The 25,132-nt window shown below is 69.9% G+C and carries 28 protein-coding genes; 16 read left to right on the top strand and 12 right to left on the bottom strand.

All coding sequences use genetic code 11. The features are described 5' to 3' along the window. Positions 1–25: 25 nt before the first annotated feature. Complete coding sequence (locus E5679_RS13890; RefSeq protein ID WP_249336147.1) at positions 26–1,516, bottom strand: DHA2 family efflux MFS transporter permease subunit; 1,491 nt, start codon at positions 1,514–1,516, stop codon at positions 26–28. Positions 1,517–2,620: 1,104 nt separating this feature from the next. Here E5679_RS13890 and E5679_RS13885 point away from each other — a divergent pair. Next, positions 2,621–3,220, top strand: coding sequence for a uracil-DNA glycosylase family protein (locus tag E5679_RS13885; RefSeq protein WP_138416994.1), 600 nt, complete (start codon positions 2,621–2,623; stop codon positions 3,218–3,220). Positions 3,221–3,283: 63 nt separating this feature from the next. Here the strand turns inward: E5679_RS13885 and E5679_RS20900 are convergent, their stop codons facing one another. Next, a complete protein-coding gene (locus tag E5679_RS20900; RefSeq protein ID WP_171042390.1) occupies positions 3,284–3,430 on the bottom strand; it encodes a hypothetical protein in 147 nt (48 codons plus the stop codon). Positions 3,431–3,491: 61 nt separating this feature from the next. On the opposite strand from E5679_RS20900, the gene E5679_RS13880 reads away from it, so the two are divergent. Continuing rightward, positions 3,492–3,899, top strand: a complete 408-nt coding sequence (locus E5679_RS13880; RefSeq protein WP_138416863.1) for an RNA-binding S4 domain-containing protein — start codon at positions 3,492–3,494, stop codon at positions 3,897–3,899. 46 nt (positions 3,900–3,945) lie between these two features. Here E5679_RS13880 and E5679_RS13875 read toward each other — a convergent pair whose 3' ends face one another. Beyond that, complete coding sequence (locus E5679_RS13875; RefSeq protein WP_138416861.1) at positions 3,946–4,212, bottom strand: DUF1876 domain-containing protein; 267 nt, start codon at positions 4,210–4,212, stop codon at positions 3,946–3,948. A 72-nt stretch (positions 4,213–4,284) separates the two neighbouring features. Next, positions 4,285–5,511, bottom strand: a complete 1,227-nt coding sequence (locus E5679_RS13870; protein WP_138416859.1) for an aminotransferase class I/II-fold pyridoxal phosphate-dependent enzyme — start codon at positions 5,509–5,511, stop codon at positions 4,285–4,287. Between the two features lie 61 nt (positions 5,512–5,572). On the opposite strand from E5679_RS13870, the gene E5679_RS13865 reads away from it, so the two are divergent. Continuing rightward, positions 5,573–6,394, top strand: a complete 822-nt coding sequence (locus E5679_RS13865; RefSeq protein WP_138416857.1) for an oxidoreductase — start codon at positions 5,573–5,575, stop codon at positions 6,392–6,394. 29 nt (positions 6,395–6,423) lie between these two features. Next, the gene (locus E5679_RS13860; protein WP_138416855.1) at positions 6,424–6,939 is read left to right on the top strand and encodes an SRPBCC family protein; all 516 of its coding nucleotides are present in this window, start codon (positions 6,424–6,426) and stop codon (positions 6,937–6,939) included. Positions 6,940–6,944: 5 nt separating this feature from the next. Here E5679_RS13860 and E5679_RS13855 read toward each other — a convergent pair whose 3' ends face one another. Next, positions 6,945–7,373: an outer membrane protein assembly factor BamD gene (locus E5679_RS13855; protein WP_138416852.1), complete on the bottom strand. Its 429-nt coding sequence runs from the start codon at positions 7,371–7,373 to the stop codon at positions 6,945–6,947. Then, the gene (locus E5679_RS13850; RefSeq protein ID WP_249336137.1) at positions 7,370–8,548 is read right to left on the bottom strand and encodes a serine/threonine-protein kinase; all 1,179 of its coding nucleotides are present in this window, start codon (positions 8,546–8,548) and stop codon (positions 7,370–7,372) included. Before E5679_RS13850 ends, E5679_RS13855 begins: the two co-directional genes overlap by 4 nt. Before the next feature lie 119 nt (positions 8,549–8,667). On the opposite strand from E5679_RS13850, the gene E5679_RS20895 reads away from it, so the two are divergent. Further along, positions 8,668–8,841: a hypothetical protein gene (locus tag E5679_RS20895; protein ID WP_171042383.1), complete on the top strand. Its 174-nt coding sequence runs from the start codon at positions 8,668–8,670 to the stop codon at positions 8,839–8,841. Positions 8,842–8,875: 34 nt separating this feature from the next. On the opposite strand, the gene E5679_RS13845 is transcribed toward E5679_RS20895, so the two are convergent. Next, positions 8,876–10,300, bottom strand: coding sequence for an aldehyde dehydrogenase family protein (locus E5679_RS13845; RefSeq protein ID WP_420821075.1), 1,425 nt, complete (start codon positions 10,298–10,300; stop codon positions 8,876–8,878). A gap of 176 nt (positions 10,301–10,476) precedes the next feature. Here E5679_RS13845 and E5679_RS13840 point away from each other — a divergent pair, with 176 nt between their 5' ends. Beyond that, complete coding sequence (locus E5679_RS13840) at positions 10,477–11,541, top strand: lactonase family protein (protein WP_138416848.1); 1,065 nt, start codon at positions 10,477–10,479, stop codon at positions 11,539–11,541. Positions 11,542–11,792: 251 nt separating this feature from the next. Beyond that, positions 11,793–12,278: a hypothetical protein gene (locus E5679_RS13835; RefSeq protein ID WP_138416846.1), complete on the top strand. Its 486-nt coding sequence runs from the start codon at positions 11,793–11,795 to the stop codon at positions 12,276–12,278. 10 nt (positions 12,279–12,288) lie between these two features. On the opposite strand, the gene E5679_RS13830 is transcribed toward E5679_RS13835, so the two are convergent. After that, positions 12,289–12,894: a LysE/ArgO family amino acid transporter gene (locus tag E5679_RS13830; RefSeq protein ID WP_138416844.1), complete on the bottom strand. Its 606-nt coding sequence runs from the start codon at positions 12,892–12,894 to the stop codon at positions 12,289–12,291. A gap of 69 nt (positions 12,895–12,963) precedes the next feature. Here E5679_RS13830 and E5679_RS13825 point away from each other — a divergent pair, with 69 nt between their 5' ends. After that, a complete protein-coding gene (locus tag E5679_RS13825) occupies positions 12,964–13,884 on the top strand; it encodes a LysR family transcriptional regulator ArgP (RefSeq protein WP_138416842.1) in 921 nt (306 codons plus the stop codon). A 5-nt stretch (positions 13,885–13,889) separates the two neighbouring features. On the opposite strand, the gene E5679_RS13820 is transcribed toward E5679_RS13825, so the two are convergent. Next, positions 13,890–14,576, bottom strand: coding sequence for a histidine phosphatase family protein (locus E5679_RS13820; RefSeq protein ID WP_138416840.1), 687 nt, complete (start codon positions 14,574–14,576; stop codon positions 13,890–13,892). Between the two features lie 33 nt (positions 14,577–14,609). On the opposite strand from E5679_RS13820, the gene E5679_RS13815 reads away from it, so the two are divergent. Continuing rightward, positions 14,610–15,506, top strand: a complete 897-nt coding sequence (locus E5679_RS13815) for a ribonuclease Z (RefSeq protein WP_138416838.1) — start codon at positions 14,610–14,612, stop codon at positions 15,504–15,506. Positions 15,507–15,551: 45 nt separating this feature from the next. On the opposite strand, the gene idi is transcribed toward E5679_RS13815, so the two are convergent. The 3 genes from idi to E5679_RS13800 are packed head-to-tail and all read right to left on the bottom strand — an operon-like array spanning position 15,552 to position 18,332. Further along, positions 15,552–16,088, bottom strand: coding sequence for an isopentenyl-diphosphate Delta-isomerase (gene idi / locus E5679_RS13810; RefSeq protein WP_249336136.1), 537 nt, complete (start codon positions 16,086–16,088; stop codon positions 15,552–15,554). A gap of 1 nt (position 16,089) precedes the next feature. Next, on the bottom strand, positions 16,090–17,559 hold the full coding sequence (locus E5679_RS13805; protein WP_138416836.1) for an SDR family oxidoreductase: 1,470 nt from the start codon (positions 17,557–17,559) through the stop codon (positions 16,090–16,092). Next, on the bottom strand, positions 17,556–18,332 hold the full coding sequence (locus E5679_RS13800) for a tryptophan-rich sensory protein (RefSeq protein ID WP_138416834.1): 777 nt from the start codon (positions 18,330–18,332) through the stop codon (positions 17,556–17,558). The genes E5679_RS13805 and E5679_RS13800 overlap by 4 nt, the downstream gene beginning before the upstream one ends. Before the next feature lie 93 nt (positions 18,333–18,425). Between E5679_RS13800 and E5679_RS13795 the strand changes: the two genes are divergently transcribed. From E5679_RS13795 to E5679_RS13765, 7 genes are read left to right on the top strand one after another with little or no spacing between them, the layout of a single operon-like run. After that, positions 18,426–19,532, top strand: coding sequence for a polyprenyl synthetase family protein (locus E5679_RS13795; RefSeq protein ID WP_138416832.1), 1,107 nt, complete (start codon positions 18,426–18,428; stop codon positions 19,530–19,532). Then, complete coding sequence (locus E5679_RS13790; protein WP_138416829.1) at positions 19,532–20,479, top strand: phytoene/squalene synthase family protein; 948 nt, start codon at positions 19,532–19,534, stop codon at positions 20,477–20,479. The genes E5679_RS13795 and E5679_RS13790 overlap by 1 nt, the downstream gene beginning before the upstream one ends. Beyond that, a complete protein-coding gene (crtI, locus tag E5679_RS13785) occupies positions 20,476–22,125 on the top strand; it encodes a phytoene desaturase family protein (protein ID WP_138416827.1) in 1,650 nt (549 codons plus the stop codon). The genes E5679_RS13790 and crtI overlap by 4 nt, the downstream gene beginning before the upstream one ends. Next, the gene (locus tag E5679_RS13780) at positions 22,122–22,454 is read left to right on the top strand and encodes a lycopene cyclase domain-containing protein (RefSeq protein ID WP_138416825.1); all 333 of its coding nucleotides are present in this window, start codon (positions 22,122–22,124) and stop codon (positions 22,452–22,454) included. Before crtI ends, E5679_RS13780 begins: the two co-directional genes overlap by 4 nt. Continuing rightward, positions 22,451–22,774, top strand: a complete 324-nt coding sequence (locus tag E5679_RS13775) for a lycopene cyclase domain-containing protein (RefSeq protein ID WP_138416823.1) — start codon at positions 22,451–22,453, stop codon at positions 22,772–22,774. The genes E5679_RS13780 and E5679_RS13775 overlap by 4 nt, the downstream gene beginning before the upstream one ends. Next, positions 22,771–23,700 (top strand): prenyltransferase, encoded by a 930-nt coding sequence (locus E5679_RS13770; RefSeq protein WP_338055912.1) that lies wholly within the window; start codon positions 22,771–22,773, stop codon positions 23,698–23,700. The genes E5679_RS13775 and E5679_RS13770 overlap by 4 nt, the downstream gene beginning before the upstream one ends. Next, the gene (locus E5679_RS13765; RefSeq protein WP_138416821.1) at positions 23,697–25,127 is read left to right on the top strand and encodes a cryptochrome/photolyase family protein; all 1,431 of its coding nucleotides are present in this window, start codon (positions 23,697–23,699) and stop codon (positions 25,125–25,127) included. The genes E5679_RS13770 and E5679_RS13765 overlap by 4 nt, the downstream gene beginning before the upstream one ends. The last annotated feature ends 5 nt before the right edge of the window (positions 25,128–25,132 follow it).

Below are 25,132 nucleotides of genomic sequence, written 5' to 3'. Positions count from 1 at the left end.
GCGCAACGGGGGAGGGGCAGGGAGGTCAGTGCATCGCCGCGGCGGGCTCCGCTCCTTCGGACACCTGCGCCGGCCGGTTCCTGAGGAAGCCGGCCAGCACGATCGAGGCGACCGCCACGCAGGCCGCGACGAGGAACGCTGCGCGGAAGCCTGCCATCTGGGCGTCTACGGCTGTGGTTGCTGAACCGGAGACGGCAGCCGCGTGCGCCTGCGCGGCCATGATGCCGACGAGCAGGGCCGTGCCCGCCGCGCCCGCGACCTGCTGGAGCGTGCTCAGGATTGCCGAGCCGTGGCTGTACAGGTGCGGCGGGAGGGGGTTGAGGCCGCTCGTGAAGGCCGGCGTGAACAGGAGCGCGAGGCCGAGCGAGAGCGCCACATGGAGCGCCAGGACGAGCCAGATCGGCGTCTCTGCCGTGAGGAACGCAAGGACGAACAGGACTGCTGTCATGAGCGCGGTTCCTGTGAGCGTGAGCGGCACGGGGCCGACGCGGTCGAACCACTTGCCCACCGTCGGGGCCAGCAGCCCCATCACGAGCCCACCGGGCAGGAGCAGGAGACCCGTGGACAGCGTGTCGAGCCCTCGGACCTGCTGGAGGTAGATCGGCAGGAGGATCACCACGCCGAACAGTGCGATCATGCCCACCACCAGCAGCGCGGTCGCGATGGTGTACATGGGGTGTTTGAAGGCCCGAAGGTCGAGCAGCGGGGAGCCCGAGCGCTGGAGCGCGAGCTGCCGCCACGTGAACAGGGCCAGGCACGCGAGGCCGACGGCGAGCGGGGCCACCGGGCCGATCCCGCCGCTGCCTTCCCCGCCCAGTTGGCTGAGGCCGTACACGAGTCCGCCGAACGCGGGGACGGTGAGGATGACCGAGAGCAGGTCGAGACTCGGACGCTCCGCCTCGGCGGAACCGCCAAGCTTGCGCGCACCGAAGAACAGGGTCGCGAGAGCGATCGGCAGGACCGTGAGGAACATGAAGCGCCACGAGAGGAACTGCAGGATGAGGCCCGAGAGTGTCGGCCCGATGGCCGGTGCCACGGAGATGACGATGCTCACAGCACCCATGACCTGACCGCGCCGCGCGACAGGGATGAGCGTCAGCACGCTCGTCATGAGCAGCGGCAGCATGATCGCCGTGCCGCACGCCTGGACGACGCGGGCCAGAAGCAGAATCCCGAAGCCCGGTGCGAGGGCTGCCAGAAGCGTCCCGGTGCTGAAGAGCCCCATGGCCAGGATGTAGACCGTCTTGCGGGTGAGCCGCTGGAGCAGGAAGCCGGTGGTCGGAATGACCACGGACATGGTCAGCATGAACGCCGTAGCGAGCCACTGGACCGTCGACGCGTCGATTCGGAGCTCGGCCATGAGGCGGGGCAGGGCCACGTTCATGATCGTCTCGTTCAGGATCACGACGAAGGTCGCCGTCACAAGCGCAGTGATGACAAGGCGGTTCTCACGGGAAATCGGGTGTTCGGACGCGGGCGTCACGGGGTCTCCTGATGGGAGTTCTATGCAGGTGATGGTGCTGGTGCTTGCGCGAAGGTCGGACCTGTCTCAGCAGGTACCGTGTGCAACATCTCAGTCTGCCGCACGATTCCAGCGCCACGCCAGTTTCTCTGCCTTTCTCGGACCTGACGTGAATGCGGGGCGAACCGAACGGGAACTCGGGCTTGCTAAGCTCTTAAGGCTCGGTCGCCCCCAGCGGCCGGTCCATCCCCCAACTTCCGTCCGAATCGGGCTCCCCGTGGGCTGCCCGCCGGATGGCCGCGCCGACCTCGAGGAGAATCTGCAGCAGTGACAGTCATGGCCTCGCGCTCTGCCTACGACGACTACGACGAGGACTACAGGTCCGATCTCGACGCCAAGTACGAAGAGGGCTTCGGCCAGGGCCCTGATCTCGGCTACGACGACGAGGACGACGACATCTTCGCCGGCCTTTTCGACGACGTCGACGCCGATGCAGAGGACGACGACGTCTCCCCCTCCGCGGGCAAGGCGCCGCAAAGCGTGGCGGCCGGGCGCAAGCCTGCCTCCGCGAAGCCGGCGATCAGCAAGAAGAAGGAGCCAACCGCGACGTCTGTCGTGACCACGAGGGTCTCCGCTTCCGGCGTCAAGATGACGCTCGCTTCTCCGACCAGGCTCATCGTCACGAAGGCGGAGCCCGAGGAACTGCGCGCGGCCCAGATGGCCCCCGTTGCCCATGAGCGCACAGAGGCTCCCGGGAAGGCCGTGCCCGCCCAGACCGTCCACGCCGAGGCGGCGCCCGCGGCTCAGGTCGACCCCGCCCTTGCGGCCCTCGCCGAGTCTGCTTCTCGGGCCCGAGTTGCTGCCGAGGCGGCAGCGAATGCGGCGAAGCGCGCTGTGGCTGATGCCGTGGCGAAGGCAGCGGCCGCGAAGGCTGCAGCCGCCGAGGCATCTGCCGCCGAAGAGGCAGCGCAGGCAGCGCTCGCCCGCTCGACAGAGGCGGAGGAAGCTGCGCGAGCCGCGGCGGATTGCCTGGCGGAAGCACAGCGAGAGGCTGAGGAAAAGGCTGTTCCCGCTGAGGCTTCTGTCGCAGAGGCCCCCCACGAAGAGGCGACGCTCGAGAGCGAACCCGCGGCCGCCGTCGTCGTCCCTGAACCCACTATGGTGACGGACCCCCTGTTCGCGCCGGCCATCGCGCCGGTGAACGAGCACGTGAACTTCCTCCGGAAGCTGCGCCCCGGGCTCGAGGTGCCGTACGTGGATCCGATGCACTCGGTCGAGGAATGCCGGATCGTGAGCCTGTTCTCCAACACGGGCGAGGCGAATCCCAAGGGCTTCGTGTGGGCCGGCGACGATGCGGCGGCGACGCGACTTCTTGGCCTCCAGTTCCAGCTCGGTCTGCGTCCCGAGTGGATCCTGCCCTGGAACACCTACCCGTGGTTCACGCCCGGCGAGGCGAACGGCAAGCTCCTGCCCGAGCAGGTCCAGGCCGGCCTCAAGCCGCTGATCGCGCTGCTCAAGGTGCTGCCCCGCGCGTCGGCGATCGTTGCCCATGGCCCGGAAGCGAACCGCCTCGCGCAGATGCTGCTCAAGACCGACAACCCGCTCATCTGGCGTCGGGGGCTCAAGGTCTACAAGGCGCGCTCCCTGCACGGCCGGGCGTTCGCCGGGTCGAAGGAGCGCCAGACCGAGTGGCTCATCGAGATGGGCAAGGCGTACGCGGACGCGATGGCGCGCGCGGGGCTCCAGCTGCGCCGGTAGCAACACCGCGCCCCCGTGTCGGCTGAGGCGAGACGGGGGCGGGGGCTTGAGTTGCGGTCTACATCAGTGCGTGGACCGTGGCTTGCGAAGGTGAGATACAGGATCCGCGTCCATGGCGGTCTCGCGTTTGGCCTTCTTGGCTGCGCGCTGCTCCTTGATGGACTTGGACGGCTTCTTGTGCTCGCTCTGGTGTGGCTGCTTGTCCGGCATGTCAGCTCCTCAAGGTTCGTCCCCCATGCCCTGACGATACGCCGCTAGACTGCTGGGCACCATGGCTTCTTCCGCTTCGTCCCACGCGCCCGTTTCGTCGTCCTCGGCCGTGCGGATCGACTCCTGGCTCTGGGCTGTCCGGGCCTACAAGACCCGCTCTGCGGCCACCGCGGCGTGCCGCGCCGGGCACGTGCGGCTCAACGGGAACCCGGTGAAGGCCTCCCAGACGGTGGTGCCGGGAGACACCATCCGCATTCGGCAGCCCGGGTTCGAGCGGATCCTCGAGGTGCATGTGCTGATCGTCAAGCGCGTCGGGGCCGAGGCCGCCTCACGGTGCTACACCGACCACACCCCTGAGCGCCCGCCCGCGCCGTTCCTTGGACTTCCCCAGCGTGACCGCGGGGCTGGGCGTCCCACCAAGAAAGACCGGCGCGAGATGGAGAAGCTGCGCGGCCACCGGGAGGTCTGAAGGGCCCTGCGTTCCCGTCCCTGGAGGCGGCGGAAGCGCAGGGACGTTAGACCTCCAGGTGCGGCGGCACTTTCGTGACGTTCTCGATGTCGGCCGCGGTGGCCTCGATGAGCTGATGCGACAGGTCGGCGAGTGCGCGGGCCACGGCCAATTCGTCGCCAATCACAGGGACATCCGTGTCGGTCGGCTTGAGCCGCGCCAGACCGACGCCGACCAGATCCGAACGGCCTTCGGCGAACAGCTGCGCCTTGGCCCGCGTCCGGCCTTCGTGCTCGTCGATGGCGATGTTCACCGACCATCCCTTTTCTGCCATGTTGGTCGCCTCCTCGGGTGAGAGCTCGTAGCTTCGATTTTGGACGCCACGGGCTCCGGGAGCCAGACTCCGCTAAGCCCGCTGGAACCGCAGGATGCGCTCGACGGCTGTCGTCACTGCAGTCGACCCCGCAGCGAAGCTGAGACGCACCGAGCGGCCCCCGGACCTGGCGTCGAAATCAGTCCCCGGGACCAAGGCGACGCCCTCCGCCTCCAGCAGCGCCCGGCAATACTCGCGGGAGTCACCGAAGCGCTCGAGCTGCGAACCGAGTTCGGCGTAGAGGTAGAAGGCCCCGTCCGCCGGGGCAGCGGGACCCCATCCGAGGGGACCGAGTCCCTCGAGCAGCGCCCGGCGCGTCTCCGCATATTGCGCGACCCACGCCTCCGCTTCGGCATACGAGGCCGGGGAGAAGGCCTCGACCGCGGCGAGCTGCGACGGCGCTGGCGGGCACAGTGCGACATTCCCTGCGAGGGCGTCGACCGCGCTCACGAGCTCCTCGGGGAGGAGCATCCAGCCGAGCCGCCAGCCGGTCATGCCCCAGTACTTCGAGAAGCTCGAGATGACGATGGCCTCCTTCGCCGCCTCGCCCCCGAGCTCCCAGGCGCAGACGCCTCGTGGGCTGTGCTCGTCCAGCACCGCATCCGGGTAGGTGATGCCGTGGTAGATCTCGTCGCTCACGAGCCGCACCCCGTTGCCGTGGCACCACTCGGCGATCGCCTGGAGCTCGATGCGGCTCACCATGGTGCCGGTGGGGTTCGCCGGGGACGCCAGCACGAGCCCCGCCAACGGACCGTGCTCGCGGGCGGCAGCGTCGAGCAGCTCGGGGGTTGGCTGATAGCGGGTCTCGGGCCCGCAGTCCACCTCGACGACCTCGCAGCCGAGCGCGGCGAGGATGTTCCGGTACGCGGGGTAGCCGGGACGGGCCAGTGCCACGCGGTCACCCACGTCGAAGGCTGCGAGGAAGCCGAGGACGAAGGCGCCCGAGGAGCCAGTCGTCACGGCGACGCGCGCGGGATCGACGTCGAGCCCGTACCACCGGCCGTAGTGCTCGGCGATCGCCGCGCGCAGCTCGGCCGTCCCGAGCGCCGGCGTGTAGGTGAGCGCGCGCCCCGACGCGTGGATCCTCGCCGCTGCCGCCGAGACACCGGAGGGCGACCCGCCCGATGGCTCCCCCGCACAGAGCGAGACCACGTCCCGGCCCTCAGCTCGCAGCTGGTCCACCCGGGCGAGGATGTCCATGACCGCGAACGGCGGGACCTGAGAGCGGGAGGAGGCAGCGAGTTGGCGAAGCGAGCTCATGCGCTCCAGCTTGTCACACGCCCTTGCCGGGGCATCGGGAGCGTCGGGTAGCGTGAGGGGCATGCAGCAGGTTGCGCTTGTGACGGGCGCTTCGAGCGGAATCGGCGCGGCCACAGTGCGGGCGCTCCTGGGCGCGGGCTTCACGGTCTATGCCGCCGCCCGACGTGTCGAGAGGATGCAGGACCTCAAGGACGAGGGCGCGCGCGTCGTCACCATGGACGTGACGTCTGATGAGTCCATGACGGATGGCATCCGCCGGATCCTTGCGGACGCCGGCCAGATCGACGTCCTCGTGAACAACGCGGGCTACGGCTCCTATGGCGCGCTCGAGACGGTGCCGCTCGACGAGGCGCGGCGCCAGTTCGAAGTCAACGTGTTCGGCCTCGCGCGTCTGACCCAGCTCGTGCTTCCCCGAATGCGGGAGCGTCGCGCGGGCACGATCGTCAACATCTCCTCGATCGGCGGCAAGTTCTACGAGCCGCTCGGCTCCTGGTACCACGCTGCCAAGTTCGCCGTCGAGGGACTCTCGGACTCGCTGCGGATCGAGCTGAAGCCCTTCGGTGTGCGGGTGGTGCTGATTGAGCCCGGGCCGGTCCTTTCCGAATGGAGCATGATTGCGCGGGAGTCGCTCCTGGAGAACTCTCGAGGCACCGCGTACGAGGACAACGCCAGGAAGGTCGCGAAAGTGATGGCGAACTTCGATCGACCCGGTAGGGCCGGGACGCCGGAGGTCGTCGCCCGGACCATCCTGAAGGCCGTGCAGGCCAGGAATCCAGCGGCCCGCTATCCCGCCGGCGGCGGAGCCTGGCCCATCCTGACGGCACGGAAATTCCTGCCGGATCGCGCCTTCGACGCGATCGTCCGCACGATGTACAGCCACTGAGAAAGACGGCGCACCGCGAGGAGGACGACATGGAAGAGCTCGACGGCCAGTACAGCGAGGAAGAGGGCCGTGCCTCGGTGACGTTCGTCCGCTCCTACCCGGTCTCGGCTTCCGAGGTGTGGGAGGCCGTGAGCACGCCCGAAGGGTTCGACGGCTGGTTCCCCTCCGCCGTCGCCATTGATCATGCGGCGGGCACTGTCACGCTCACTGGCGACCCCAACCAGCCGCCGTCGGTCGAGCGGATCACGGCGTGGCAGCCGCCGAACCACTGGGCCTTCGACTGGGGCCAGGACACGCTTGAATTCCGGGTCGAGGGATCGGAGACCGACGCCGAGCTCACGCTGCGCAACTGGCTCGGCGACGTGAACGCCGCGGCTCGCAACGCGGCAGGCTGGCACGTGTGCCTGGCCGAGCTCGCCCTGAAGCTCGGCGGGGGCGAGCCGGGCGGCCCACACAGCTCCGGGGCTCTCGCGTGGCAGCCGCTCTACGACGGGTACATCCGGGAGGGCCTGCCGTTCGGCGCACCGATTCCCGGCCGGGGCTGATCAGGCTAGTCCTTCTTGCCGTCCTTGCCGGGCTCGTCTTTCTGGTCCTTCTTCTTGGGCTGGGGAACCTGGGTCGCGGATTGCGTCGGCGAGGCGGTACTCGGGGTCGCGCTGGGCGTGGCCGGCGGGCCGGCGAGCGTCTGCAGATCCGTGCGCACGAGGGCGACGGCGGTCAGCACGTCCTGCTTGCGGGATGCACTGAGCTTCCCCTGGGCCGCGGCCTCGTTCGCCTGGGTCTCGATCTTCTCGAGCTTGTCGAGGGCATCGGCGTAGCGTCCGGCCGCGGCGTCCTCCCGCACCTGCTCTGCGGCCGTCTGGAGGGCGGAGGCCACCTCCGAGTCGAGGTCCGACGGCGGCTGGGCGCACCCCGCGAGGGCGGCGGCGGAGAGGCACACCGAGGCGAGGGCGGTGACGAGGCGGCGGCGGACGATCACGGTCTGACACTCCGTTCGAGCTGGGCAATATGGGTTCCGAGCGGCCCCGGGATGGACGGCGAGGCGGGGATGCTCGGGGAGGGCTGCTGCGAGGAGCCGCCTGAGGACGGGCGCAGGACGGCGAGCAGCACGACGACAAGCACGATCAGGGCGAGAACGACGACGGCGGCAACCGTCCTCGGCGCGAAACTTCGGCGACGCGGTGGGGGAGCCTTGGGGGGCCGGGGCGGGGGAGCGGGTAGGAGGCGAGTGCTGCCGTCGTCCGCAGGGTCTGGCACGGTAGGGGCCAACATAGTGGGCGCTTGCGCGGAAGGAGTCAGGACCTCGGTCGCGGCCTCGGTCAGGATCGTGGCCACCTCTGCCGCCGTGGGGCGCTGCGCCGGGCTAAGGGCTGTCATGCGGGGGATGAGGGAGACCCAGGGCTCGCCGAGCTCCTGCGGGACGCGGGGGTCGCGGAACAGGCGGGCAGCTGCGGCCGCAACGGCCTGGCCCGGGAACTCGATGCGGCCGGTGAGGCACTCCAGCAGCACAAGCCCGAGCGAGTAAACGTCCGACGGCGCGCCAACTGGCTCGCCGCGGGCCTGCTCAGGGCTCAGGTAGTTCGCGGTGCCGATCGTGGTGTTGGTCTGGGTGAGGCGTGCGGCATCGACGAACCGGGCGATCCCGAAGTCGGTGAGCTTCACTGGCAGGCGCCGCCCGGTCCTCGGCGAGGGGTCTGGGACGAGCACGTTGGCCGGCTTGATGTCACGGTGGACGATGCCGAGGGAGTGAATGTAGGCCAGCGCGCCGGCGAGGTCTGCGCCCAGGCGCCGGACGTCTTCGTCCGCCAGGGGTCCCGAGCGAAGCGTCTGGCGCAGGTCGATGCCCTCGACGAATTCCATCACGAGGTAGGTGACGGACGAGGTCCCGTCGGCGCTCGCTTCGGTGCCGACGTCGTACAGCTGGACCAGGCTCGGGTGATTGAGGTGCGCGAGGACTTCCATCTCGCCATGGCGCCGGAGCTGATGCTGGGGATCGGGGGCCTGCTCGCGGAACGTCTTGACGGCGACGATCCGGCCGAGGACCTCGTCGCGCGCACGGTGGACCGTCGCCATCGCTCCGCGGCCCGCAACCTCGAGCAGCCGATAGCGCCCGCCCACGAGGGAGGCGGTGAGCCCGGTATCGCTCTCGGCCACGCTTCGCCCTTCCGCCCCGGACTTTTTTACCTCCTCCACCCTAGCTCCGTTGCCGGCACTGAGGGCGCAGGCAAGCGCCATTTGAGTGCGGATTAGGTGCGCCGGTTTGGCCTTCGAGCATGGACGCGGCTACCTCTGGTGCGGCGCCCAGCCGTGTGCTGGTGGTCCGGGCTTCCGGCGGCGTCGGATCTTACGCCGTCCAGCTCGCCGTGGCCGCCGGTGCACACGTGACGAAGGCCTTCCCGCTCGCCCGCGCTGGCGAGGCGATCGAGACCTCGCGAGCGGTCAGGTGAGCGGGAAGGCCGTTATTGCGGTCTAGCGGGGCGGTCAGCCGTTGATGATCTGGGGTTGGCCGAGGTGTTTCAGTCCTTCGGCGCCGAATTCGAGGCCGTAGCCGGACTGCTTGGCGCCGCCGAAGGGGATGCGGGGGTCGACGGCGCCGTGGGCGTTGATCCACACGGTGCCGGCCTCGATGCGGGCGGCGACTTCGCGGGCCTTCTCGGGATCGGCGGACCATACCGAGGCGCCGAGGCCGACCTCGAGGGCGTTGGCCATTTGAACGGCCTCGTCCACCGTGGAGTACTTGATGATCGGCAGGGCGGGGCCGAACTGCTCCTGGGCGACGAGGGGGTTCTCGTTGTCGATGTCGGCGACGAGGGTGGTGGGGTAGAAGAACCCGGGCTGGGTCTCGTCGGGGTTGCCGCCTAGGAGGACGCGCGCGCCGGAGGCCTTGGCGGCCTCGACCAAACCGGCGACGATCTCGTACTGCGCCTTGTTCTGCAGCGGGCCGAGCACGTTCTGCTCCTCCAGGCCCACTCCCATGGGCACCTGGGCGGCGTAGTCAGTCAGGGCCCGGCAGACGTCCTCGTAGATGTCGGCGTGGACGTAGAGGCGCTTGAGGGCGGCGCAGGTCTGGCCGGTGTTGATGAAGGCGCCCCAGAACAGGCCCTCGGCGATCGCGGCCGGGTCGGCGTCGGGCAGGACGATGCCGGCGTCGTTGCCGCCGAGCTCGAGGGTCAGGCGCTTCACCGTGTCGGCGGAGGAGCGGATGATGGCCTTGCCGGTCGCTGTGGAGCCGGTGAACATGACCTTGCCGATCGCGGGGTGGGTGGTGATCGCGGCGCCGACCTCGCGATCGCCCGAGACCACGGAGACCAAGCCCTCCGGCAGCGCACCGTTGATGACCCGCACCAGGGCCAGGACCGAGAGCGGGGTGTACTCGCTGGGCTTGACCACGACGGCGTTGCCCATGCGCAGGGCCGGGGCGATCTGCCAGACGGTGATCATCATGGGCCAGTTCCACGGGCCGATCGCCCCGACGAGGCCGATGGGGCGGTAGTGCAGGACCGCCCGGGTCTGGCCGTCGTCGACCAGCGTCTCAGGCTCCAGGGGCGTGGCGGCGGCCGCCCGCAGCCACGCGGCGCACGCTCCGACCTCGAAGCGCGCGTTCGGGCCGTTGAGCGGCTTGCCCTGCTCGCGGGAGAGGATCCGGGCGAGCTCCTCGGCGTTGGCCTCCACCGCCTCGGCGGCGGCGTTCAAGGCGGCCGACCGGGCCTCGTGCCCGGCAGCGGCCCAGGCGGGCTGTGCGGCCTTCGCCGCGGCGACCGCGGCCTCGAGCTCGGCGAGCCCATGCACCGGGGCGAATCCGACCAGCTCTCCCGTGGCCGGGTCCAGGATCTCGCGGCGTGGCTCGCCGGGGGCCGGGGCGATTGCGTTGAGCAGGGAATCTGTCTGCTGCAGGGTGGTGTCCATGAGTCCTCCGCGCTGAGTCTGGCGTTGCGTTGCCTCAAGTCTGGGCGCGGGCGGAGGCCGTCGACTTGTCCGCCCGTGAAGCCCTCTTGTCAGAGGACGCATGATTCAGGGAGTGTGGTCGAGTCGGCCCGGGGTATCGACCCTGTGGCACACCTCATCGACCCGAAGGCGGACTTGTGACCCCTGAGCCAACCCTCGTCGTCCTGGCCTGTCCCGGCGCTGGCGCCGTTGACGTCGTCGTCCTCGATCCTGAAACCGGCCAGCTGGCTCCCGCCTCGCGGACCGAGGGACTCGAAGGGGTCTCGGCCCTCGCGATCGACGCTCACGGCACCGCGTACGCCGGGTGCAACTCGCCCCAGGGTCCCCGCCTCGTGGAGCTTTCGCTCAGCCGCGATGGGGCCGTTGCGCAGGGAACGTCCGTAGACTTGCCCGCCACCACCTGCTTCCTCTCCCTTGAGCCTGGCCACCCCCACGTCTTCAGTGCCTCCTACGGTGACAATCGACTGGACCGCGTGACCGTGCCCGGCGGTCCCCACGGCGAACGGATCCTCACCTTCGACTCGGGCCGCAACTCGCATTGCGCCGCCCTGAGCCCGGACGGGCGGTTCCTCTACGCGACGTCACTCGGCGACGACCGTGTGAGCTGGTTCTCGGCTGATTCGTTCGCCGGCTCGCACGCGTCGGACGACGGCGCCATCACCCCCGCGGGCCAGGTCGCCGCCGAGTCGGGGTCGGGTCCGCGCTACCTCCGGCTCAACGCCACGGGAGACCAGGCCTACGTGGTGCATGAGCTGTCGGGTGAGGTGGCAGTCTACGCGCGGGACGCCCAGACGGGCGGACTCGAGCTGCGGCAGCGGATCTCCGCCGTCGAAGGCCTTGGCCTCAAACCGGGAGTGGTTCGAGGCGCTGATACACCGGATCCCGGGAACGAGGTCGTCTGGGCTGCGGACCTTCGCCTCACGCCCGACGAGCGCTTCCTCTTCACCACGGAACGCTCCACGAGCACTGTCGCGGCCTTCGCCCTCGATCCCGAGGGCAGCCTCGAGTTCCTCGGCTGGACCCCCACCGAGACGCAGCCATGCGGGAGCGTCATCGATCCGTCCGGCCAGTTCCTCCTGGTCTGCGGCGAGGGGTCCAGCCACGTGACCGCCTATCGGATCGGGGATGACGGATCGCTCACGGCCACCTCGCGGGTCGAGACGAGCCAGGGTCCTGTCGCAGTGGAGTGCTGGCGCCCCTAGCCCCCACACGGCCCGAAGGCTGACGAAACCCTGGGAACGTAGGGCCTTAAGACCCTACGGGCCCACCGCTTCCGTGCGGCAGAGTCTGATTCGATGCGGGGGCTGCGAGTCCTTCGCACATATATTCGCTCTTTACAGGCGAAATGGACATGTCTAAAGATAGAAGCCACGCGCGAAGGACAGGCCATGCCGGGTCTCGGCACGGGCGGTTGCGCGGACCGTCCTGTGCTGGAAGGAGAGGACCCTGAACCATGAGTGGTTTGGCGCTGGTCGTCGATGCGCGTCGCCTGGGAGCGTCCAGGGGAGCTGGGGCCAATGCGCTGTGGCGCATGAGCGCCGTCGCCAGTGACCGCGCCCTGTTCGCGCGCCCCAGCAGCAGAGAGCAGGCGCGCGTCATCGGGCTGCTGCCGCAGGCTTCGTTCCTGCCCGCGACCACCGCTGAAACCGGATGGTGGAAGATCGACGCGGTGCTCGACTTCATGGCCTGCCGCGGCCTGGACCGGGTCGTGTGGCTGGACGGCGAGCTGCCGACGTTCGACCCGCGCCTGGGGGTGACGTACCGCGAGGCCGCCGAGGACGCCCTCGCCGACGCCGGAATCACACCGTTCCTGTTCGCGCCCGATCCTGCGCGAAGCCTCAGCGCCTCCATCGCCGAGCTCGTGGAGGACTTCGCGGCCCGTCGCTTCTGGACTCCGACGCGCCCGCTCATGGCGCCGCTGCTGGAGACGGCGGTCTAGTCCTTTTCACTCAGCTGCCCGTCGCGAGGACGACGGCGAGCGTCAGCATGAGTGCCGCAACGCACCCATCGAGGACCCGCCACGAGGCCGGCCGGGCGAAGAACCCGCTGAGGCCGCGCGCGCCGAAGCCGATGACCGGAAACCAGAGCGCGCTCGCTGCTGCCGCGCCGATGCCAAACCACCAGCGCCCTGACTCCCCCTGCGCATTCGCGAGGGAGCCGAGCAGCACGAGGGTGTCCAGATAGACGTGTGGGTTGAGCCAGGTGAGCGCCACGGCGGTCACGAGCACGGACAGCATCGTCCCGTTCCCCCGCGTCCCGGCCGCTTCGAGCGTGCCCGGCCGCAGCGCCCGTCGTGCCGCGAACAGGGCGTAGGCGAGGAGGAACGCCGCGCCCACCCACCGGATCACCGCGACAGCCGCCGGCGCCTCCTGAACCAGCGCCCCGATTCCTCCCACGCCGGCAAAGATGAGCACCGCGTCGCTCGTCAGGCAGACCAGCACGACCGGCAGCACCCATTCCCTCTTGATGCCCTGTCGGAGGACGAACGCGTTCTGAGCGCCGATGGCGACGATGAGGCCGAGGCTTGCACCGAAGCCGGTCAGGAAGGGGGTCACCCTTCGACGGTAGGCCGGGTTCCAATAAAGATCAATTTAACATTTTTGCATCTCCATTAGAATATCTTTATGGAACTGGACCAACTCCGGGCGCTGGCCGCCGTCGTCGACCATGAGACCTTCGAAGCGGCGGCGGGCGAACTGCGGCTTACGCCGTCGGCCGTGAGCCAGCGCATCAAGGCGCTCGAGCGCTCGGTGGGCAGCGTTCTGGTGCGTCGGCTCAAGCCCGTGCGGCCCACGCCAGCGGGGGAGCGGCTCCTGCGGTCGGCTCGCCAATTGCTTCTCCTCGCCGACGAGGCGGTGCTCACCCTGCGCAGTTCTGGCGAGGGTTCCGCCGAAAAGAACGACGACGGCGGCCGCGGCGCGGGTGCCGAAAGGCTGCGCGTCCCGATTGTCGCCAACGCCGACTCGATCGCAACCTGGCTCCCGCCGGCGCTGCGCGAGATCGCCCTCGGCGGCCGGATCGCCCTCGAACTCCTGCGCGACGACGAACACGCGACCGCGGACCTTCTCCGTTCAGGAGATGCCGTGGCGGCCGTCACCGCCGATCCGCGCCCCGTCCAAGGCTGCACCGTCCGACCGCTCGGCACGATGGTGTATCGCGCGAAGGCCTCCAGAGACTATGTGAAGCGTTGGTTTCCCGCCGGGCCCACCCCGGCTGCGCTCGCCGTCGCCCCAGTCATGCAGTACGACCGCAAGGACAGCCACCAGCTCGCCCTGCTGGCCCGCGTCGCTCCCGATGCGACGCCCCCGCAGCACTTCATCCCCGACTCGGTGCAGTACGTCGAGGCAGTCCGGGACGGTCTCGGATGGGGAATGGTGCCGGACCAGCAGGACCCCGAGGGCACGCTCGTGGAGCTCGATCCCGACTGGGACGAGCCGCTCCGGCTCTACTGGCAGGTGTGGACGCTCGACTCGCCGGGCCTCGACGAGGTGACGGCCGCCGTCGTCCGCGCCGCGAAGGTGCTCGCTGAAGCCAACCGCGGCTAAAGGGTCTAGCCCTCCCCCTCGTGCGCCTCATCGTCTGCGCTCTCGCCGGTCACGTCGTGGGCGGCGAGGTCAAGGAGTTCGACGCCGCCGAGCGGCTCGGCGCGCCAGGCTTCGAGGGCCCAGCCGGTGCGAGGGTCGCCGTTCAGTACCGACATCCCGGTGTTCATGAGGGCCAGTTCGACGGCCGCCTCGGCGTCGATGTCGGAGCGCAGGGCGGTGTAGACGCGGATGGCCGCGCCGTGGCTGAACACGGCGACGGTGTCCTCGGAACCGTGCCGACCTGCGATCTCGCCGAGCGCGGCGTCGAAGCGCTCGGCGAACGCGTGCCCGTCGGGTGCCTCGGGCATCGTCTGGTCCAAGTCGCCGCGCATCCAGGCTTCGAGGCACCGGCCGTAGGCCTGGACGGCATCATCATCGCTGCGCATCTCAAGCGCGCCGGCAGCGATCTCCTCGAGCCCCGGCTGAACTCGAAGACTGAGTCCCAGCGCCTCGGCCAGGGGAGTTGCCGTGAGCTGTGTGCGGACGAGTGGTGAAGCGTAGATCGCGGCCGGCGACTCGTGAGCCAGCGCCGTCGGGACGGCCTCCGCCTGAGCGTGCCCGAGCGGGGTGAGGCCGGGGCCGGGGAAGCCGGTGTCGAGCGCACCGCGCACATTGGAGGGAGTCTGGCCGTGGCGGATCAGGAGCAAGCGCACGGTGGCAAGTCTAGGCGGGCAATACTGGTCAGCATGCGCGAACTTGTGGTCCTCGGCACGGCCTCCCAAGTCCCGACCCGCACGCGCAACCACAACGGGTACTTCCTCCGCTGGGATGGCGAGGGCATCCTGTTCGACCCCGGCGAAGGCACCCAGCGGCAGATGATCTACGCGGGCGTCGCGGCACCGGCCATCCACCGCATCTGCCTCACGCACGTCCACGGCGACCACTGCTACGGGCTCCCCGGGGTCCTTTCCCGCATGGTGCTCGACGGCGTCGACCACCCAGTGCACCTGCACTACCCGGCATCCGGGGAACCGATGGTCCGTGCCCTCGTGGCGATTTCCTCCCCCGGCGTCGACCTCCGGCTCGTTCCCCACGGAAGCGATGGTCCGGTGGCGCCCGGCCTCGAGGTCCGCGCCCTGAGCCACCGCATCGAGGCCTACGGCTACCGGCTCGCGGAGCCGGATGGGAGGTCGCTGGTGCCCGAGCGCCTGGCCGACGCCGGGATCGCGGGACCGGACGTCGGGCGCCTGCAGCGCGAGGGCGAGCTCCGGGGCGTCCGGCTCGACGACGTGAGCGTGCCTCGCCCGGGCCAGCGGTTCGCCTTCATCATGGACACCGCCCCCTGCGCGGGCGCCGAGGAGCTTGCGGCGGGCGCCGACCTGCTGGTCACCGAGTGCACGTTCGACGACTACGACGCCGCCCTCGCTGAGCAGTACCGTCACCTCACAGCAGGGCAGGCGGGCGCGATCGCCGCGGCCGGGGGCGCGAGCACACTCGTTTTGACGCACTTCTCGTCGCGCTACACGGACGTCGAGCCACTGAGGCAGCAGGCGCAGCGGGCGGCGGGGGACGCGGTCGTCATTGCGGCCCAGGACCTTGACCGGTTCAGCTTCCCGAAGCGGCGGGCGACGGCGCTCGACTGACGCCGGCCCGCTCCCTCCAGCCCGATCCCTCTCCCTCGAGCGCGTTCACAGGGCCCCCAGATCGAGTTGTTGGAGCTGCAGCCGCAGCCAGGGACTGAACGCATAGGGGGCGGCGACGACGGCGCTGCGGAGGCGGTCCGCCGTCGTCCATTGCCACTCGACCACCTCATCCGGCGAGGGGCGCGGATCACGGTCGGCGATCGCTCGGAAGACGGGGCAGATCTCGTTCTCGACAACACCCGACGCATCGGTGGCCCGGTAGCGGAAGCCCGGAAGGATGGGGGAAACCTCCGTGACTTCGAGGCCGAGCTCCTGGCGCGCGCGGCGCCGGACGGCGTCCTCGAGTGGCTCACCGGGGGCCGGATGGCCACAGAACGAGTTGGACCAGACGCCCGGCCAGGTCGCCTTCGTGAGGGCGCGCCGTGTGACCAGCAGGCGTCCGTCGCGGTCCTCGATGTGACACGAGAAGGCGAGATGCAGCGGCGTGTCCGGGCCGTGGACGCTCGCCTTGGGAGCAGTGCCACGGGGAGTGCCGTCGTCGTCCACCAGTTGGACGAGCGTCTCGTCCAACGCCGAATGCACCTCAGCCACCTCCTTCAGCCGCGGCCGTGATCCGCTGCGCCATGCCCTTGAAGATCACGTCGTGGAACGGGACGATCGCGGCCCAATAGAGCCGTCCGGCGAGGCCCTTCGGCACGAAGACTGCCCGCTGGAAGTAGAGGCTCCCTGAGCCGCGCGGCGAGACTGCCATTTCCAGCCACGCCCTCCCGGGCACGCGCATCTCCGCGCGCAGCCGGAGCAGGTGCCCGCGGTCGAGCGCTTCGACCCGCCACCAGTCGAGCGCCTCTCCGAGCTGGAGGCGCTGCGGATCCCGGCGCCCCCGTCGCAGCCCCACACCGCCAGCGAGCTTGTCCATCCACCCGCGAATGGCCCACGCGAGCGGGAACGAGTACCAACCGTTCGAGCCGCCGATGCCCTCGATGACTTCCCACAGCCGGGACGGGGGAGCGGACGTGTACTGGGTCCGTGTGTCCTTGTACACGGTGGTGCCGGCCCAGCCGGGGTCGCTGGGCAGGGGATCGGAGGGGGTCTCGATGGCGGTAGAGCCCGCCCAGGTGGTCTCCACCTCGCCGCGCCCGATCTTCGCCAGGGCAAGCTCGACCGAGCGTCCGTAGCTGGTGAGCCCCTCCGGAGGCGGCGCGATGTACTCCGCGATGCTGTGATCTCGCACAACACAATCGTGCTGCAGAGACTCCACGAGTGGGACGGCCAGGGCCTTCGGAATGGGCGTCACCAGGTTGACCCACTGCGCGGCGAGCCACGGCGTCAGCACGGGCAGCGCGAGGATGAGGGGCTTCCGCAGGCCGGCAACCCGCGCGTAGCCGCGCATCATGTCGGCGTAGCTCAGCACATCCGGACCGCCGATGTCGAAGGTCCGGTTCACATCCAGGCGCAGGTCCGCGGCCGCCTCGAGATAGTAGAGGGCATCGCGGACTGCGATCGGCTGGACGCGGTTGAGTACCCATCGCGGCGCGGGCATCACGGGCAGCACATCGGTGAGGTGCCGCACCATCTCGAAGCTCGCCGACCCCGAGCCGATCACGAGCCCCGCCTGCAGCACGGCCGTCGGCACCCCGGACTCGAGGAGGATGCGGCCGACGGCGGCCCGCGAGCCCAGATGCCGGCTCAGCCCCTGGCCGCCGGGGTTGAGCCCGCTCAGGTACACGAGCCGGGACACGCCTGCCGAGGTGGCGGCGAGGGCGAGGGCCTTGGCCCCTTCCCGCTCCTTGCCAGCGAAATCGCCCTGGGAACGAGAGCCCATGGAGTGCACGAGGTAGTACACGACGTCGGCCCCCGCGCACAGCGCGTCGACGGCGGCCTGGTCCTCGAGACTCCCGCGGACGACTTCGACCTCGTGGCCCCACGGGACGTCGCGCAGCTTCTCGGGAGTGCGAGCGAGCACCCGGACCCGGTGGCCGGAGGCGAGGAGACGCGGAATCAGGCGCCCGCCGATGTAGCCCGTGGCCCCTGTGACTGCGACAAGCCGGGTCACGCGTGCCTCCTTCGGTTGGGAGCACCCCGCCAGGCGAACAGCGGGATTCCGCCAAGGACCACCACGACGGAGATGGCCGCCGCCAGCGCCGTGCCGGGGAGGACGAGCGGCCCCACGGAGCGCGCCACAGCGATCCACGCGAGCCCCCACGCGATGGAGAGCAGCGGCACCCACGCACGTTGCGATGCGAGGGCGAGGCCGACGGCGGCCGCGAGTCCGAGGACGAAGCCGGACGTGGGCTCGGCGGGGAGCGCAACTCCCGCCCAGGCGAGGACGGCGGCGACGTTGGCCACGGTTGCGACACAAATCCACCCCAGGTACAGCCCGAATGTCCCGTCGCTCAGGATGGCCTCGACCCGCGACCGCGCCGGCGTGGCAAGCGCGAGCATGAGGAGCCGGCACAGCACCACGAGGAGCGCGAGCATGATCGCGAGGCTGGCCGGGAGGGACCCGAGCTGGACGGCCCACAGCCAGCCCGCGTTCAGCAGCATGGACGCCGCGGCCCACGGACGGATCGCCCGCTGCCGTTCGCTGACCCTGTTCGCGGGCAAGAGCTGCCAGACGGCGTAGGCCAACAGGCCCGCGTAGATCACGCTCCAGATGGAAAAGGCGGGGACCGCGGGCGCGACGGGGGTCCCCGTGCTCGAAAGGTAACCGCCGGCGGCGGAGGCCACCGGTGTCCCGCCGAAAGCGCCACTCCCCACAGCCGCGAGCACGAGGGCCGCTGCTGCGGAGAGCGCGGTGAGGATGGGCTTGGCCTTTTCAGTGTTCACGACAACTCCCTACTAGACAGGGCGCAGAATCTCGACCATCATATTTCTCGACTATCGAGAGATCAACTGATCGAGAGTTTTTGAGGAGCCGACATGAACGCAACGGCCACAGCAGGAGTCACGCGCCGGGCCGTCAGAGGCCCCGATGACTCTCGGCTCGATTGGGACGAGGTGGGCCCCGCCGTCGAGCTCCTGCTCCGCGACTATGTGGAATCAGCCCAGGCCAACGCAGCGTCGGTGTGGGCGCGCGAGCTGTGGGACCACATCGGGCGCGGGCTCGACGGCGGCAAACGCCTGCGTCCGCAGCTGGTCTGTCTGGCGTACGCCGCCTTCGGCGGACAGGACGCGAGGGAATGTGCCGCGGTCGGAGCATCGTTCGAGCTGCTCCACGGCGCTCTTGTGGTCCACGATGACGTCATCGACCGGGACTTCGTGCGCCGCGGCCGCCCCAATGTCGCGGGCATCTATCGAGATGCGGGACTTGCCTGGGGGCTCACCGTGGGGGAAGCGAATCACCTCGGCAGCTCGATCGCGGTCATTGCGGGCGACCTCCTGCTCACCGCCTCCTTGCGCATTGTGGAGCGGACGACGGCGGAGCCCGCCATCCGCTCCCAGCTCACTGACATCCTCCACGGCGCCGTCGCCGACGCGGCGGCGGGCGAACTCGCCGACGTGCTTCTGGCACGACCCGTCTGCGCGGGAGACCCCTCTGCCGGCCAACCCGATGGCCGCATCGACGACGTCCTCGACATGGAGCGCCTCAAGACGGCCACCTACTCGTTCGAAGCACCACTCCGGGCGGGCGCCGTTCTGGCGGGGGCCGAGGCGGGGGCGATTGAGGCCGTCGGCCGTGTGGGGTCGCTGGTGGGCACGGCGTATCAGGTGATCGACGACGTCCTCGGCACGTTCGGCGACGAGCGGCAGACGGGCAAGCCGGTGACCTCGGACCTCCGGGAGGGCAAGCTCACGGTGCTCACGGCCTTCGCCCATCCCGACGGCGCGAGCTCGGGAAGCGGAGGTCCAGACCTGGACCGGGTACGTGACGCGCTCCACGAAGCCGGGGCCGACTCGTACGCCCTCACCCTCGCCCACTCCCTCGTCACGGAGGCACTCGACGAAGCCCGGCGCGCCGACCTTCCGCCCGCGCTCCGCTCGGAACTCACCCGCATCTGCAACCACGTCCTCCACCGGGAGAGCTGATGTCCTATGCCGCCGAGGCCCGCGGCAATCCGGGTTCCACGCAAGCAGGCCGTCTAGCGGCAACGTCCCCCCTGGCCCGCTACACGGCCGCCGCGGCGGCGAGCTCCGCCGTCGTCATCCGTCGTTACTCGACGTCGTTCGGGCTCGCCTGCCGCCTCCTCGGCCCCGGCATCCGACCGGAGATCGAGAGCGTCTATGCGCTGGTCCGCCTCGCCGACGAGGTCGTGGACGGGGCTGCCTCCGGCGCGGGGCTGCCCGTCAACGCCGTGGTGAACCAGCTCGACATCCTCGAAGGCGAGACGTATGCGGCCCTCGAACTCGGGTACAGCACCAATCTGGTGGTGCATGCCTTCGCGCAGACGGCCCGCAGGGCGGGCATAGGGAGAGACCTGATCGCCCCCTTCTACGGCTCGATGCGCCGCGACTGCGACCCTCGCGCTCACTCGGGCGCCTCCCTCGGGGAGTACATCTATGGCTCGGCGGAAGTCGTCGGGCTCATGTGCCTGAAGGTGTTCCTCTTGGACGCCCACCCGTCTCCGGCCGAGCGGACCGTCATGGCGGAATCAGCGCGTCGGCTGGGTGCCGCGTTCCAGAAGGTGAACTTCCTGCGCGACCTCGGCCAGGATTCCGCCGAGCTCGGGCGCGAGTACTTCCCCGGCGTCAATCCGCGCCATCTGCACGAACGGCAGAAGACGGCCCTCGTCGCGGAATTGCGCGCGGACCTCGATGCGGCCGTGCCGGGGCTCCGGCTCCTGCCGGATTCCTCGCGACGGGCCGTTGCGCTCGCGCATGCGATCTTCTCCGAGCTGACCGATCGGATCAATGCGTGCCCCGCGGACGTCCTGTCCACCACGCGGATCAGCGTGCCCACGGCCACGAAGGCTCGCCTCGCCGCTGCCGTGGTCCTCGGACTCGGCCCGCTCGGTCATCCTCGGAGGGCGGCATGAGGGGCAGGCCTGTGGCACCCGGGGCGCGCGGAGGGCGAGCGCGGAAGCCGAGGAGCGTCGTCGTCATCGGGGGAGGAATCGCCGGAATCGCGACGGCGGCGCTGCTCGCCAAGGAGGGGCACGCCGTCCAGCTCCTGGAGCAGGGGGAGTCCCTGGGCGGCCGCGCCGGGCGCTGGGAGTCTAAGGGTTTCCAGTTCGACACCGGGCCGTCGTGGTATCTGATGCCCGAGGTCATCGACCACTGGTTCCGGCTCATGGGGACCAGTGCTGCTGCGGAACTCGACCTGGTCTGCCTGGACCCTGGATACCGGACCTTCTTCGAGGGCGCAGGCGCGCCGGTGGACGTGCCCTCCGACCGCGACGGAGCCATTTCCCTGTTCGAGTCGCTCGACCCGGGTTCCGGCCCGGCCCTCGAGCGCTACCTCGACGAGGCGTCAGAGGCGTACCGCATGGCGCTGGACCGCTTCCTGTACGACGACTTCTCCTCCCTGCGTGGACTTGCGAGCTTCGACGTCCTGCGCCGCACGCCGCGGCTGGCGAGGATGCTGAGCCAGAACCTCGACCGGCACGTGGCGAACCGCTTCCGCGATCCCCGTCAACGTCAGCTTCTCGGCTACCCCGCGGTCTTCCTCGGGACGTCGCCCTTCCGCGCCCCCTCGCTCTACCAGCTCATGAGCCACTTGGACCTCGAACAGGGTGTCCTCTATCCGCGGGGCGGCTTCGCGGCCCTCGTGGATGCCATGGTGCGGCTCGCGCGGGACGCGGGGGTGCAGGTCCGGCTCGGGGCGCGCGTCACCGGGATTGTGACGGGCGAGGCTCCGGGTGGGGCACGGGTCGAGGGCGTGGTGTGGGTGGAGGGGGGAAGAGAACATCGAATGGGCACAGAACATCGAATGGGTGCCGACGTCGTCGTCGGTGCGGCTGATCTCCACCATCTCGAGACCGAACTGCTTCCACCGCCGCTGAGGACCCACCCGGAGTCGGCGTGGGCGCAACGCGACCCCGGCCCCGGCGCAGTGCTCGCGTGCCTCGGCGTCCGGGGCCAGATGCCGGAATTGCTCCATCACAACCTGTTCTTCGCGGGCGACTGGCGGGACAACTTCGCCAGAATCCACAGCGGTCGAAGGCTCCCGGACCCGACGTCGATCTATGTGTCGCGGGCCAGCGCCTCCGATCCGGGCGTGGCACCAGCGGGGGACGAGTCGCTGTTCGTGCTGGTGCCTGCGCCGGCTCGGCCCGACTGGGGCCGCGGCGGAATCGACGGTTCCGGAGCTCCCGCAGTCGAGGCCCTGATCGACGCGGCCATCCGACAGATCGCCTCCTGGGCACGGATCCCCGACCTTCCCAGCCGCATAGCGGTCCGCCGTACCTTCGCTCCGGCCGATTTCGTGGCGGACTTCAACGCCTGGCGGGGCGGAGCCCTCGGACTCGCCCACACCCTCGGCCAGAGCGCAGTATTCCGTCCGGGGAATACGAGCAGGAGGGTGTCCGGCCTCTACTACGCGGGGGCCTCCGTGCGTCCCGGGATCGGGGTGCCCATGTGCCTCATCAGCGCCGAACTCGTGCTCAAGCTCGTGCGCGGCGACCGTCGTCCCGGCCCGGTCTGGGTCCCTGATGCGTCCGCCGAACCTGTGGAGGCCGTATGACGTACCTGATCCTCCTGTTCGCGGCGGAGGCGTGCCTCGCCGTCGTCGACTGGAAATTCCGGCTGTGCTTCTGGCGCTCTCCCGGGCCCGCCTCGGCAGTAGTCGTGGCGGGCGTCGGGCTGTTCCTCGCGTGGGACGCCGTCGCGATAGCCGCGGGAGTCTTCCTGCATGGGGCCTCACCGCTCATGACTGGAGTGCTGCTGGCCCCGGAGCTGCCGCTCGAGGAGCCGGTGTTCCTGGCCTTCTTCTCCTACAGCGCACTGCTGCTGTTCGCGGCGGCGGAACTCATCGCTTCCAGGATCTGCGCGAGGATGGAGGCCCGGCGATGACCTACCTGCTTATCGATGCCGTCTTCCTCCTGATCTGCGTCGGAGCCGCGGCCGTTCTGCTGCGCGGGCACTCGTCTGGGTTCTGGCAGCCGGCTGCTCTCGCCGGCGGAGGCCTCGTCGTCCTGACGGCCGTCTTCGACAACGTCATGATCGCCGTCGGCCTCTTCACCTACCGGGCCGACGCCGTGTCCGGACTCTCGGTGGGCCGCGCACCGCTCGAGGACTTCGCGTACCCGCTGGCGGCCGCCATCCTCCTCCCGGCGCTCTGGCGCGGAGTGCGCGGGTCGTCGCAAGCTGCCCCTGAGGAGGCCAAGCAGTGAGCCTCGCCGTGCCCACCGCCCGCAGCCTCCCCGCCGTGCTCCTCATGTCCTCGCGGCCCCTCTCCTGGGTCAACACCGCCTACCCGTTCGCCGCGGCCTATCTGCTCGCGGGAGGCAAGGTCGACTGGCGTCTCGTCGTGGGCACCCTCTTCTTCCTCGTCCCCTACAACGCGGCGATGTACGGCACGAACGACGTCTTCGACTACGAGTCGGACCTCCGCAATCCCCGCAAAGGCGGCGTCGAGGGGGCGGTGCTGGAGCCGAGCCGCCATCGGCCCGTACTGTGGCTTGTCTGGGGATCGTGCGTGCCGTTCGCTGTGCCCCTGGTGGCCGGCGGCTCGCCCGCGAGCTGGGCCGTCCTCGCCGTCTCGCTGTTCGCCGTCGCCGCGTACAGCGTTCCCATACTGCGGTTCAAGGAGCGGCCGGTGCTCGACTCGCTCACCTCGAGCACACACTTCGTCTCGCCCGCGGTGTATGGGCTCGCGCTCGCGGGTGGCCCCGCTGCGTTGGGGGCGCCCCATGCGCTCGCGGCGCTCGGCGCGTTCTTCGTGTGGGGGGCCGCGAGCCACGCGTTCGGCGCGGTACAGGACATCCTGCCCGACCGCGAGGCGGGCATCGCCTCGATCGCCACGCTGTTCGGCGCGAGACGCACGGTGCTGATCGCCGTCGTCGGCTATATCGCTGCCGCCGCGCTGCTCATACTGGGTGCGGACGGGCCCGCGCGCTGGGCTGGGCTCCTGGCCCTGCCCTACGCGCTCAACGCCGCGCCGTTCGGGGGGATCACGGACGCGGACTCCGCCCGGACGCGTGTGGGGTGGCGCCGCTTCCTCTGGCTCAACTACCTGACGGGATTCATACTCACCGTGTCGCTTCTCGCCGCAGCGCTCCTTCCTCCCGTGCTCCGTTCGAAGGGGATGGCCGGATGACCGGGACTTCGATCGTCTGGTTCCGCGATGACCTTCGGGTCGCCGACCATCCGGCGCTGCATGCGGCGATGGACAGCGGGGCGGTGGTGGCCCTCTACGTCCTCGACGAGGAATCCCCCGGTATCCGTGCCTTGGGCGGTGCTGCCCGGTGGTGGCTGCACCGCGCGCTCGAAGCGCTGCAGGACGAACTCGATCACCTCAACGTCCCGCTCGTGCTCCGCCGAGGTGCCGCGGCCGCCGTCGTCCCTGCTGTCGCCAAGGAAGCCGAGGCCGGGTCTGTGTACTGGAACCGGCGATACGGCGGCGGGGAACGGCGCGCGGATACCGCGGTGAAGGCACTCCTGCGCGCCTCTGGGCTGCAGGCGGAGAGCTTCCAGGGGTCGCTCCTGCACGAACCGTGGGAGCTCACCAATCGGCAGGGCGGGGCGTACAAGGTCTTCACACCGTTCTGGAAGGAGCTCAGCTCCCACGACTTCCGGCACCCGCTGCCGGTTCCGGGCGCCCAGCCGCAGGCGCCTCCCACGATCCCCCCGGGTGATCGGCTCGAGCAGTGGGCCCTTCTCCCCGGGGAACCTGACTGGTCGAAGCCTCTTGCCGAGGCGTGGACGCCCGGTGCACCCGCCGGGCACGAACTGCTCGACGCCTTCGCCCACGACGCACTCGCCGACTACGCAGACCAGCGGGATCGGCCCGCCGCTCCGGCGACGAGCCGCCTCTCGCCGTACCTCCGTTGGGGGCACGTCAGCCCCTTCGAGGTGTGGCACGCCATCGGACGACGCCGGCGCGAAGCCCCAGGGGGCAGTGCCTCCTTCGCCGCGGAGCTGGGCTGGCGGGAGTTCGCGTGGCATCAGCTGTACCACCACCCCGACCTCGCCACCGTCAATCTGCGGCCCGAGTTCGACGCCTACCCCTGGTGGTCGCCGTCGGCGATGAACGGCAGCGCGAATGACGACGGCGAGGCTGGCGAGAGTGCAGATGCCCGCCTGAGCAGCGGGTTGCTCCTCGAGCGGTGGCAGAGGGGGCTGACCGGATTTCCGCTCGTGGACGCGGGCCAGAGGGAGCTGTGGGCAACGGGCTGGATGCACAACCGAGTGCGCATGGTCTCCGCAAGCCTGCTCGTGAAGAATCTGGGCGTCGATTGGCGGATCGGCGAGCAGTGGTTCTGGGACACCCTCGTGGACGCAGATCCCGCCTCGAACCCGTTCAACTGGCAATGGGTTGCGGGCTCAGGCGCCGATGCGTCGCCGTTCTTCCGGATCTTCAACCCTGTCACACAGGCCAAGACCCATGACCCGGACGAAGACTACGTGCGGCGGTGGGTGCCGGAGTTCGGCACCGCGGAGTACCCCGTTCCGTGCGTCGACCTGGCGGAAACGCGGCAGGCCGCGCTCGAGGGGTATCGGTCACTGCCACGGAAGCAGTCCTAGAATGT

It is taken from the genome of Sinomonas gamaensis (assembly GCF_005876955.1).
Lineage (GTDB): Bacteria > Actinomycetota > Actinomycetes > Actinomycetales > Micrococcaceae > Sinomonas > Sinomonas gamaensis.
Note: the sequence above shows the minus strand (reverse complement) of the source record. Positions and strands in the feature narration are given on the sequence as shown.